At 32.2% G+C, this 11,620-nt stretch carries 10 protein-coding genes; 8 read left to right on the forward strand and 2 right to left on the reverse strand.

All coding sequences use genetic code 11. The features are described from left to right. Positions 1-138 precede the first annotated feature (138 nt). The 8 genes from ABD011_RS11700 to miaA all read left to right on the forward strand — a co-directional run bounded on the left by ABD011_RS11700 (position 139) and on the right by miaA (position 9,291). Positions 139-1,098 carry a Gfo/Idh/MocA family protein gene (locus ABD011_RS11700; protein ID WP_343798465.1) on the forward strand — a complete coding sequence of 320 codons (960 nt, stop codon included), beginning with the start codon at positions 139-141 and terminating at the stop codon, positions 1,096-1,098. Positions 1,099-1,172: 74 nt separating this feature from the next. Further along, entirely contained in the window at positions 1,173-2,060 is an 888-nt protein-coding gene (locus ABD011_RS11705; RefSeq protein WP_262733731.1) for a 3-hydroxyacyl-CoA dehydrogenase family protein, read from the forward strand. A 113-nt stretch (positions 2,061-2,173) separates the two neighbouring features. Then, positions 2,174-3,412 (forward strand): DUF1015 domain-containing protein, encoded by a 1,239-nt coding sequence (locus ABD011_RS11710; RefSeq protein ID WP_343798467.1) that lies wholly within the window; start codon positions 2,174-2,176, stop codon positions 3,410-3,412. Between the two features lie 29 nt (positions 3,413-3,441). Further along, positions 3,442-4,110 carry a YggS family pyridoxal phosphate-dependent enzyme gene (locus tag ABD011_RS11715; RefSeq protein WP_335975466.1) on the forward strand — a complete coding sequence of 223 codons (669 nt, stop codon included), beginning with the start codon at positions 3,442-3,444 and terminating at the stop codon, positions 4,108-4,110. A 21-nt stretch (positions 4,111-4,131) separates the two neighbouring features. Further along, positions 4,132-5,502: an exonuclease domain-containing protein gene (locus tag ABD011_RS11720; protein WP_343798561.1), complete on the forward strand. Its 1,371-nt coding sequence runs from the start codon at positions 4,132-4,134 to the stop codon at positions 5,500-5,502. Next, positions 5,503-7,464 carry a hypothetical protein gene (locus tag ABD011_RS11725; RefSeq protein ID WP_343798469.1) on the forward strand — a complete coding sequence of 654 codons (1,962 nt, stop codon included), beginning with the start codon at positions 5,503-5,505 and terminating at the stop codon, positions 7,462-7,464. An 80-nt stretch (positions 7,465-7,544) separates the two neighbouring features. Continuing rightward, positions 7,545-8,390, forward strand: a complete 846-nt coding sequence (locus ABD011_RS11730; RefSeq protein WP_131507122.1) for an ion transporter — start codon at positions 7,545-7,547, stop codon at positions 8,388-8,390. Further along, positions 8,383-9,291 (forward strand): tRNA (adenosine(37)-N6)-dimethylallyltransferase MiaA, encoded by a 909-nt coding sequence (miaA, locus tag ABD011_RS11735; RefSeq protein WP_343798471.1) that lies wholly within the window; start codon positions 8,383-8,385, stop codon positions 9,289-9,291. The genes ABD011_RS11730 and miaA overlap by 8 nt, the downstream gene beginning before the upstream one ends. Positions 9,292-9,331: 40 nt before the next feature. Here miaA and ABD011_RS11740 read toward each other — a convergent pair whose 3' ends face one another. Next, on the reverse strand, positions 9,332-10,042 hold the full coding sequence (locus ABD011_RS11740) for a response regulator transcription factor (protein WP_129760330.1): 711 nt from the start codon (positions 10,040-10,042) through the stop codon (positions 9,332-9,334). 2 nt (positions 10,043-10,044) lie between these two features. Next, a complete protein-coding gene (locus tag ABD011_RS11745) occupies positions 10,045-11,613 on the reverse strand; it encodes a sensor histidine kinase (protein WP_343798473.1) in 1,569 nt (522 codons plus the stop codon). Between the last annotated feature and the right edge of the window lie 7 nt (positions 11,614-11,620).

Consider the following 11,620-nt stretch of genomic DNA (forward strand, 5'->3'; position numbering starts at 1 on the left):
TGGCAGGTTTTCGTTGCTAAGGTAATTCAAACCCAAAAAAGTTCAAAGTCTAAAAGTTGAAGTTTAACCATTTTTTCTAATTTCTAATCTAGAATTTCTAAAACTAAAATCTTATTTTTGTTAAAAACGTAAAAAACAATGCTAAAAGCAGGTGTACTTGGTGCTGGTCACTTAGGTAAAATTCATTTAAGACTTCTCAAACAATCTGAAAAATATGACCTTATAGGGTTTTATGATGCTGATGAAGCCAACGCAAAAAAGGTAGAAGCTGAGTTTGGTTATAAATATTTTAATTCTATTGATGCGCTTATTGATGCGGTTGATATGGTAGATATTGTTACACCAACTCTTTCGCATTATGATTGTGCAAAAAAAGCAATAGCTAAAGGCAAACATATATTTATTGAAAAGCCTATTACCAATACTGTAGAAGAAGCTGAACATATAAGAGAGTTGTTAGCGCAACACGATATTCGTGGACAAGTTGGACATGTAGAACGTTTTAATCCAGCGTTTACAGCTATTAAAGATAAGCTGGAAAACCCAATGTTTATTGAGACGCATCGTTTGGCTGAGTTTAATCCTAGAGGAACTGATGTTCCTGTGGTATTGGACTTAATGATTCATGATATTGATATTATTTTAAGCGTCGTAAAATCTAAAGTTAAAGCTATTTCGGCAAGTGGAGTTTCGGTAATTAGTGATACTCCAGATATTGCCAATGCAAGAATAGAGTTTGAAAACGGTTGTGTTGCAAACCTAACCGCAAGTAGAATATCGCTTAAAAACATGCGTAAAACACGCTTTTTCCAAAAAGACGCTTACATTTCAGTGGACTTTTTAGAGAAAAAATGTGAGGTCGTAAAAATGAAAGATGCACCTGAAACTCCAGGTGATTTTGATATGATTCTTCAAAATGCTGAAGGCATCAAAAAGCAAATCTATTTTGACAATCCTGAAGTTGCTAATAATAATGCTATACTAGACGAACTAGAAACGTTTGCTCATGCAATCACTACCAATACAACACCAGTTGTAACCTTACACGATGGTACTGAAGCCTTACGTATAGCTACAATGATTATTGAGCAGTTTTAAATGGAACTCTTAATTATTTAAACTAACAGATAACAAATACTTCTGCTTTCGCAGGAACAAAAATTAATTTATTTATGAAAAATGTCGCTGTCATAGGAGCTGGAACCATGGGAAATGGTATTGCACATACTTTTGCTCAAAGTGGTTTTAAAGTAAACTTAATAGACATTAGTGAAGCTTCACTTAAAAGAGGAATGGATACCATCTCTAAAAACTTAGACCGAATGGTAGCTAAAGAAAAAATTACTGAAGCTCAAAAAGAAGAAACTCTAGGCAATATTTCAACCTTTACAAGCATTACTGATGGTGTTAAAGACACGAGCTTAGTGGTTGAAGCTGCTACCGAAAATGTAGATTTAAAACTTAATATTTTTAAGCAACTAGACGAAGCTTGTCCTAAAGACACTATTTTAGCAACAAACACATCATCAATTTCCATAACGCAAATAGCTGCCGTAACCTCAAGACCAGAACAAGTAATTGGTATGCACTTTATGAATCCTGTACCAATTATGAAATTGGTTGAGATTATTAGAGGTTATAACACTAGTGATGACGTTACCAATACTATTATGGAACTTTCAAAAACCTTAGGTAAAGTTCCTGTTGAGGTTAACGATTATCCTGGTTTTGTTGCTAACCGCATTTTAATGCCAATGATAAACGAATCTATTGAAACGCTTTACAACGGAGTTGCTGGTGTAACCGAAATAGATACTGTAATGAAATTAGGTATGGCACATCCTATGGGACCACTTCAATTAGCTGATTTTATTGGTTTAGACGTGTGCTTATCTATTTTAAACGTTATGTATGATGGATTTAAAAACCCAAAATACGCACCTTGTCCATTACTTGTTAATATGGTACAAGCAGGAAAATTAGGTGTAAAATCTGGTGAAGGGTTTTATGATTATTCAGAAAGCAGAAAAGCTGAAACCGTAGCGAAGCAGTTTGCATAACAAAACAACATTATATTGTATTGCGAAACTTACAAAACTAAGTTTCGCAATCTTTTCATAACAACACACTTAATTTAATAACAAATGAAATTCCTGCTTTCGCAGGAAGTACTATGGCAAAAATAATCCCTTTTAAAGCTGTTCGTCCTACAAGAGACAAAGTGAGTTTGGTAGCATCTCGCTCTTACCAAACCTATACACAAGCTGAAAGGGAAGCACGATTGGATTATAATCCGTTTTCATTTTTACATATTGTAAATCCAGGGTATAAATACGACAGGGAAATTTCTGGAATTGAACGCTATAAACTGGTGAAAAATCGCTATTTAGAGTTTAAGGAAGATAACATTTTTGTACAAGACCAAACCAATTGTTTTTACGTTTATAAAATTGTAAATCGAGAAGGTCAGGTTTTTAATGGTATTGTAGCTGCGGCAAGTGCTGAAGATTACGAAAACAATGTGATACGAAAGCACGAAGACACTATTGTTCACAGAGAGCATGTGTTTAAAGACTACTTAAAAACGGTTGGTTTTAATGCAGAACCTGTACTCCTCACCTATCCTGATAACAGTACAATTCAAAATTTAATTTCAAACATACAGCAACAACGCGCTGAGTTTGAATTTACAACAACATACAGAGACACACATTATCTTTGGATGATTGACAACCAAGACACTATTAACATCATTCAAGAGGAGTTTAAAAACATGCCTACAGTGTATATTGCTGATGGTCATCATAGGTCTGCATCATCTTATTTGCTGTATAAAGATTTGAAAGAAAACAGCACAAACCACAATGGTTCTGAAACTTATAATTATTTTATGAGTTATCTGATTCCTGAATCTGAACTACAAATTCATGAATTTAACAGAGTTGTAAAAGACCTTAACGGATTGACCAAAGAGGAGTTTTTAATTCAGTTAGATGCTATTTACCGAATTGAAAATAGAGGCATTATGCCATACAAACCCTCTAAAAAACATCATTTCAGCATGTATCTAGATGGTGAGTTCTACTCACTGTATCTTAGAAAATCGCTTTATGATTTTAAAACGTCGTTGGATGCTCTTGATACTCAAATTTTATATAAAACCATTCTACAACCTATTTTAGGGATTGACGATTTACGTAACGACTCTAGAATTACCTACATCAACGGAAAAAAAGATATTGTTAATTTAAAAAGTTGTATTGACAATGGTGAGTTTGCTGTTGGTTTTGGTATGATTCCTGTGGATATTGAAGACATGAAGCAAATTGCTGACGATGGACTTAAAATGCCACCAAAAAGTACGTTTATAGAACCCAAAATACGTAGTGGTGTAACTATTTATGAGTTTTAAAACCATTTTATAAAAGTATTGAAACAATAATGACAATTTCAGAACAACTAAATACATTAAAATCTCAACTTCCTGAGCATGTTACTTTGGTAGCTGTTTCAAAAACCAAACCTGTAAGCGCTATTATGGAAGCTTACAATTGCGGTCAACGCATTTTTGGTGAAAACAAAATTCAGGAAATGGTTGACAAACACGAGCAATTGCCAAAAGATATTGAATGGCATATGATTGGTCATGTTCAGCGAAATAAAGTAAAGTATATGGCTGATTTTGTTAACCTCATTCATGGTGTAGACAGCTTTAAGTTACTTAAAGAAATAAACAAACAAGCTCAAAAACACAATAGAACTATTAATTGTTTACTTCAAATTAAAATTGCTGAAGAAGACAGTAAATTTGGTATGTCTGCAAACGACGCTAAAGCATTAATAACTTCTGAAGCACTTTCAACACTACAAAACGTTTGTATTACTGGAGTAATGGGTATGGCGACTTTTACTGAAGATACCAATCAAATTGAAAAAGAGTTTCAGTACCTAAAAACTACATTTGAAACATTAAAACCGCTTCAAACTGAAAATTGTAACCTACAAACCATCTCAATGGGAATGAGTGGCGATTATGAACTTGCCATTAAAAACGGAAGTACCATGATTAGAGTTGGAAGTAGTATATTTGGAGCTAGAAATTATAATTAACAACTTTTTACAAGCATACTCATTTACGCAATACTCGACATAGAAACTACTGGTGGAAAGTACAATGAAGAAGGTATAACCGAAATTGCAATCTACAAATTTGATGGTCATAAAGTAGTTGATCAATTTATAAGTCTTGTAAATCCTGAGCGAGAAATTCAACCTTTTGTAGTAAACCTTACAGGCATTAATAGCAACATGCTCAAAAATGCTCCTAAGTTTTATGAGGTTGCTAAACGTATTGTTGAAATTACCGAAGACTGTATTATTGTTGCGCACAATTCGCAGTTTGATTATCGTATTTTAAAAACCGAATTTAAGCGTTTGGGTTTTGGTTACAAGCGAAAAACATTGTGTACTGTAGAGTTATCTAAAAAGCTTATTCCTGGTCAAGAGTCGTATAGCTTAGGTAAACTTACCAGATCATTGGGAATACCTGTAAGCGACAGACATAGAGCTGCTGGTGATGCTATGGCAACTGTAAAGTTGTTTAAAATGTTATTGACCAAAGACCTTGAAAAATTTATTGTTCAAGATGCAATACAAGTTGAAGCTAAATCAAAACTAAAACCTAGTTTAAAGCGTATAATTGACGAACTTCCTAACAGCACTGGAGTCTATTACATACACAATGAAGATGGTGAAATCATTTACATTGGCAAGAGCAACAACATAAAAAACCGAATTAGCCAGCATTTTACCAACACCAGTTCTAAGTCTAAAAAAATTCAACTACAAACAGCAGCTGTAACTTATGAAGAAACTGGCAGTGAACTTATTGCCTTACTAAAAGAATCTCAGGAAATAAAAAAGAACAAGCCTTTATTTAATAGAGCTTTACGCAGACACATTTTTAATTATGCGTTATATAGTTTTACTGATGACAATGGTTATATTAACCTAACTATAGACAAAGCCGATGGTAGAAAACATGCAATTACCACATTTAGTAATAAGCAAAGTGCAAAACATTTTATCTTTAAAGCTATTGAAGAATTCCAGCTTTGTCAAAAGCTTTCTGGTGTATATCCAACAAAAAGTAATTGCTTTAACTATACTATAAAACAATGCTCAGGAGCTTGTATACAAGAAGAAAGTATTACTGACTACAACAATCGTGTAAAGCAATTAATTGATAAAAACAGTTACACAAATAAGAATATGCTTATTATTGATAAAGGACGAGAAGTTGATGAACGTAGCGTAGTATTGATAAAAAATGGATTGTTCAACGGTTTAGGACACTTCAATTTAAACTATCAAATTACCAATATGGATGTATTAGAGTCTTTAATCACTCCAATGGAAAACAATAGAGACTCTCAGCATATTATTCAAAACTACTTACGAAAAAACAAGAATCTAAAAATCATCAACCTTAATCAACACTAAATGAAATACTTCGCTTTAGTACTTGTATTTTTTACTTCTTTTACATTTACTGGTCAGTCTGTTTTTAACTCCGAAGGCGCATCTGTAACAAAAGCAGATCTAGAAACAAATTATTACGAAAAGGACTCGACTGCTAATGCTTTGGTTATTTATGAATATGGTAACAGCTATATAGATAAAAATAGTTTTAAACTTAAAACCGAAATCACTAAAAAGGTTAAGATTTTTAACCGAAACGGATTTGATAAAGCCAACTTGGAAATATTTCTATACAACAACAAAAACAAAAAGGAAAAAGTATCTGATTTAAGAGCTACCACATACAATCTTGAAAATGGTTCGGTCACTAAAACCAAACTTAAAAACAGTGAAATATTTGAAGAAAAATATAACGAAAACTATACTATAGTAAAATCTACTTTTCCAAATATTAAGGAAGGTTCTGTAATTATTTATAGTTACACATTAGAGTCTCCATTTGTTTTCAAATATAAAGGATGGAGCTTTCAAGAAGATATTCCTAAACTTTATAGCGAGTATAATACTAGCATTCCTGGTAACTACGAATACAACATTAAACTGGTTGGGTTTTTAAAACTGTTTCACCAAGACAGCAACATAAGGCACAACTGCTTATCAGTTGGAAATGGTGGTTATGCTAATTGTACAGATACAAGATATATAATGAAAGATATACCAGCCTTTATTGAAGAAGATTACATGACCACAAAAAGTAATTATTTATCTAGGATTGAATATGAACTTAAAGTGTTTAGAGGTTTTGATGGAAGAGTTGACAATATCACAAAAAACTGGAAAACGACAGATAAAGAACTAAAAACAGATAATAACATAGGTCGTCAATTAGGAAAAAGTGGTGGTTTAAAAAATTTACTAAGCGATAGTATCATAAATGAAAATGACGAACTAAAAAAAGCCTCTAAAATTCTCGAGTACGTACAAAACAATTATACGTGGAATGGAAAACACAACCTGTTTAAAGACACATCAGTAAAAAATTTAATAAAGGAAAAATCTGGTAGTGCTTCAGAAATCAATATCCTACTTCATAACTTACTTGAAGAAAATGACATCAATGTTAAACCTGTTTTAATTTCTACTAGAAATAATGGATTGCCTACTAAGCTTTTCCCAGTAATCTCTGAATTTAATTATCTTATTGTAGCTGCAACCATTAACAACGAGCAGTACTTTTTAGACGCTACTGATGAATACTTATCCTTTGGAGAAATACCATTTAAATGTTTAAATCACTACGGAAGATTATTAGACTTCAAAGATGCTAGTTCATGGATAGATATTAGTGATGAAAAAGTATCTTCAAGATTTTACAAAGCTGAGCTTAGCATAGATGCTGAAGCTAACATTTCAGGAATAATTTCTTCGAAATCCACAGGATACCATGGGTTACCTTTAAAAAGAAGCTATTACTCTAACAACAATCAGTACTTAGATTATTTTAAAGAAACCTATGTAAACCTTGACTTCTTAGACCATAAAGTACTCAGCGAAGGAAAAACCAGTTATGAATTTGAAGAAGAGTTTGAAATTGTTTACGAAAGTGATATAACTGCTAATAACATTTATTTAAATCCGTTTTTATTTAAATTCTTCACAGAAAACCCTTTTAAACTACAAGAAAGAACTTACCCTATTGATTTCGGCTATAAAGATGCTTACTTATATATGCTAAGGCTCGAAATTGGTGACGCTTATGAGATTTTAGAAACTCCTGAAGACTGTGTTTTAAAGCTACCAAACAATACTGGATCACTTACCTTTACAACAACTGTAAATGAGAATTCTGTTTTGTTATATTTTAAATTTAATTTTACTCAGTCTTATTACGAACCTCAATATTATGATAGTTTAAAAACCTTTTTTGGGAAAATAGTTGATGTTCAAAAAAACTCACTTATTTTATTAAAGAAAAAGCAATAATAATAAGTAAATTAAGAAAGAGCAGAGTACTCAACAGCATTCAACTATAATTTTGTAGATTTGGTATTTAGCGTCAATAGATAATAAAAGTGAAATCAAAATTTGATATTTTTAGACAAAAGGTGCACATCATAATTTATGGCACCAACACTGTAGCAGGAAAAGCTTTTGATATTGTCCTGCTTGGTCTAATTTTACTAAGTGTTCTTATGGTGATGCTAGAAACCGTTGACTCTGTTGACGAAAGGTATCACAACGTGCTTTTAATTTGCGAATGGGTTATAACGGTATTTTTCACTATTGAATATATCCTGAGGATTATTTCCATTAAAACACCATCTAAATACATTTTTAGCTTTTATGGAATTATCGACTTTATAGCAATTCTACCAATGTACCTATCGTTCTTTTTTGGTGGTGCACAAATTTTATCCGTAGTAAGAGCATTAAGGCTTTTACGTATTTTCAGAATTTTAAACTTAGTACACTTTACTGGTCAAGCCTCAGAGCTTCGTTTAGCCATTAAAACAAGTAGAACCAAAATAATTGTTTTCATCTATTTTGTACTCGTAGTTTGTGTGCTTTTAGGTTCATTAATGTATGTTATTGAAGGCGAGGTTAATGGTTTTACAAGTATTCCTGTGAGTATCTATTGGTGTATTGTAACACTAACAACTGTTGGTTATGGAGATATACATCCTGTTACTCCAACAGGTCAGGTTATTGCTTCGCTAATCATGATTTTGGGTTATGGTATCATTGCTGTTCCTACAGGAATTGTTACTGCTGAATTTGCTCAAAACAGAAAGAAAAAAGGGTTATTTACTTTAGAAAAAGATTATCCTTGTCCTAATTGTGGTGTTGACGACCATAAGCAAAAAGCCGATTTTTGTTACAACTGTGGCAATAAGCTAGAACATGAGTAAATATCTAATCTCCATTGTTGGTCCTACTGCTATTGGCAAAACCGCTTTAAGTATTAAATTGGCTACACATTTTAATACCGAAATAGTATCGGCTGATTCCAGACAATTTTTTAAAGAAATGCAAATAGGTACTGCTGCTCCAACAGCAGACGAATTGAGTGCAGCTAAACACCATTTTATTCATCATAAAAGCATTGAAGACAACTATAATGTAGGTGCTTTTGAGGTTGATGCTATTACAAAACTTTCTGAATTATACCAAACACATGATGTTGTTATTATGGTTGGTGGTTCTGGTCTTTATGTTGATGCTGTTACCAAAGGTTTGGATGAGTTTCCTAATGTAAAACCAGAAATTAGAGAACAACTTAACACAGCACTAGAAACTAAAGGACTAATTACCTTACAAGAACAATTAAAAGAATTAGACCTTAAAACATATAACACCATAGCCATTGAGAATCCGCATAGAGTGATAAGAGCTTTAGAAGTTTGCATTGGTTCGGGCAAACCCTACTCTTCTTTTTTGAACAAAGACAAAAAGCAGCGACAGTTTAAAACCATTTCAATAGGGCTTACTGCTGACAGAGAAATAATTTATAATAGAATAAACTCTCGTGTAGATATTATGGTTAAAGAAGGTCTTCTAGAAGAAGCTAAAGCTTTAATACCAAAACAACATTTAAATGCACTAAACACAGTAGGCTATAAAGAGCTTTTCAATTATTTTAATGGCGAGTGGACTTTAGACTTTGCCATTTCAGAAATAAAAAAGAACACAAGGCGTTTTGCAAAACGCCAATTAACTTGGTTTAAAAAGAATAAGGACACCTTTTGGTTTGACTACCAAACCAATGTCAAAGAGATCATAGCTACAATTGAACGTAATATAAAATCATAAAAAAAAAGCCTATCAAAATCGATAGGCTTTCTTATATAATTTATGCGTTTTGATTGACAACCAACCTAAACCCTTCTCCATGTATGTTTAAAATTTCAACATTTTCGTCAGGTTTTAAGTACTTACGTAGTTTAGCTATGTAAACATCCATACTTCTTGAAGTAAAGTAGTTGTCGTCTCTCCATATCTTGGTCAATGCTAATTCTCTTGGCATTAAATCGTTTTCATGTAAAGCCAATAAACGTAATAATTCGTTTTCTTTTGGAGAAAGCTTAACTGGTTCTCCTCCATTAAATTTTAAGAAACGTAATTTAGAGTTTAAGTCAAACTTACCAATCTTAAATTCAAATTGTTTGCTATCAGCTACAGAGTCAGTTGCTTTACGCTGCATAATTGCTTTAATTTTCATAAGCAATACTTCACTGTCAAAAGGTTTGTTTAGGTAATCGTCTGCTCCTACTTTATATCCTTTTAAAACATCTTCTTTCATAGCTTTAGCAGTTAAGAAAATGATTGGAACATCAGCGTTTTTTTCGCGAATTTCTTTAGCAAGTGTAAATCCATCTTTATAAGGCATCATGACATCAAGAATACATAAATCGAAATCGTCTTTTTTGAATTTCTCAAAACCTTCCATTCCGTTTTTAGCATGAACAACTGTATATTCGTTCATGGTTAAGTAATCCTTTAATACAGTCCCAAAATTTGGATCGTCTTCTACTAATAGAATTTTCTTATTTAGTTCTTCCATAATTATGATATTAGTGGCAGCTTAATTGTAAATACACTACCTTTTCCTTTTTCACTTTCTACTGATATATGACCTTGATGGTCTTCTACTATTCTTTTTACGTAAGCCAAACCTAAACCATGGCCTTTTACATTATGAACATTTCCTGTATGCTCTCTATAAAACTTTTCAAAAACACGTTTTTGAACTTGTTTTGACATTCCGTTACCTTGGTCGGCTATTTTTAATAGTATGTTATTGCCTACGTTTTCTGTATATACATCTATTTTTGGTGCATCGTCACTATACTTTATAGCGTTATCCAGAATGTTTACAATAACATTGGTAAAATGACTTTCATTAGCTAAAACAGATGATTTAGCAGCTTCTAAATGCATATTTACATAACCTTTTCTATCTTCAACTATCAACTCTACATGTGTAATTGCGTCTTCTACTAAGTCGTGCAACTTCACTCTATCCTTACTAATGTTAAGCTCATTCTTTTCTAGTTTAGATATACGCAAAACGTTTTCAACTTGGGCATGCATACGCTTGTTTTCGTCTTTTATCATTCCCAAATAGCGCATCACTTTTTCTTGATCGCCAATTATTTTTGGGTTTTTTATTGAATCTAAAGCCAAATTAATTGTTGCTATTGGTGTTTTAAATTCGTGCGTCATGTTATTGATAAAGTCTGTTTTTATCTGTGATATTTTACGTTGCTTTATCAACTGATAAACAGCACTTGAGTATGCCACAATAATAATTGTTGTAAAGATTATTGAAAGCAACAACATTTTTAAAATGGTTGAAAACAAAAACTTATTACGCTCAGGAAAATCGACATATAGTCTATAATCACTTTCTCCATTATTATCTAAAAATACCGGAACACCAAGTGTAGCACTCGATACTTCAAAATCATCAGACTGTACTTTGGTAGCCAAATCTTTATCGTAAATAGCAAACTCAAAATTGATATCAATACCATTATTTTTAAGTTGCTTTTTTAAAAACCCTGAAACCTCTTCGCTGGTAATTCTTTTATAAACCGGAATGTTTTTAAAACGCTCTCTTGTAGCTGCAATAAAATGTGCTTGCTGCAAAGGCGACATAGATTGTATATTTTGAAATGATTTTTCAGGACTAATCTTAAATTCTCCTGTTAAATTATTATTGCTGTATACTTTTGTTTCCTGATTGCTTTGTACCCTGTTTAAACTTATACTATCTAAACCTATTTCAAAGAACAGTGATGGGATTTTATAGCTTTCTTCTAAAATACCGTTTCTAAAAATTACGGTTTCGTTATTAGCGTTATCTTGATACTTAAGGATTATTTCAGACAGTGCTGTAGTATCAGGCTTACCTCCTTTTTCTATAAACTCTTGAAGTTTATTATCAAAAACAGCGAACTCTTTGTCTTCAATTGCTTTTGAAACAAAACTTAACGAACGTTTTACGTTTAAGGTAAACTGATTTTTTTCATTTATAAGCGTATTATTAATAAAATATGCTTGAACGAAAATAATCCCTATGAGTGATAAACTCATTAAAACCACCATTAAAATGAATAGCTTTTTGCCCATCGTTCAA

Origin of the sequence: Gaetbulibacter jejuensis (assembly GCF_039524015.1) — a bacterium.
GTDB lineage: Bacteria > Bacteroidota > Bacteroidia > Flavobacteriales > Flavobacteriaceae > Gaetbulibacter_B > Gaetbulibacter_B jejuensis.

Bases quoted from the DNA above. Each gene is read 5' to 3' on its own strand.
- ABD011_RS11700 (WP_343798465.1), top strand. From the start codon at position 139: ATGCTAAAAGCAGGTGTACTTGGTGCTGGTCACTTAGGTAAAATTCAT.
- ABD011_RS11705 (WP_262733731.1), top strand. From the start codon at position 1,173: ATGAAAAATGTCGCTGTCATAGGAGCTGGAACCATGGGAAATGGTATT.
- ABD011_RS11710 (WP_343798467.1), top strand. From the start codon at position 2,174: ATGGCAAAAATAATCCCTTTTAAAGCTGTTCGTCCTACAAGAGACAAA.
- ABD011_RS11715 (WP_335975466.1), top strand. From the start codon at position 3,442: ATGACAATTTCAGAACAACTAAATACATTAAAATCTCAACTTCCTGAG.
- ABD011_RS11725 (WP_343798469.1), top strand. From the start codon at position 5,503: ATGAAATACTTCGCTTTAGTACTTGTATTTTTTACTTCTTTTACATTT.
- miaA (WP_343798471.1), top strand. From the start codon at position 8,383: ATGAGTAAATATCTAATCTCCATTGTTGGTCCTACTGCTATTGGCAAA.
- ABD011_RS11740 (WP_129760330.1), bottom strand. From the start codon at position 10,042: ATGGAAGAACTAAATAAGAAAATTCTATTAGTAGAAGACGATCCAAAT.
- ABD011_RS11745 (WP_343798473.1), bottom strand. From the start codon at position 11,613: ATGGGCAAAAAGCTATTCATTTTAATGGTGGTTTTAATGAGTTTATCA.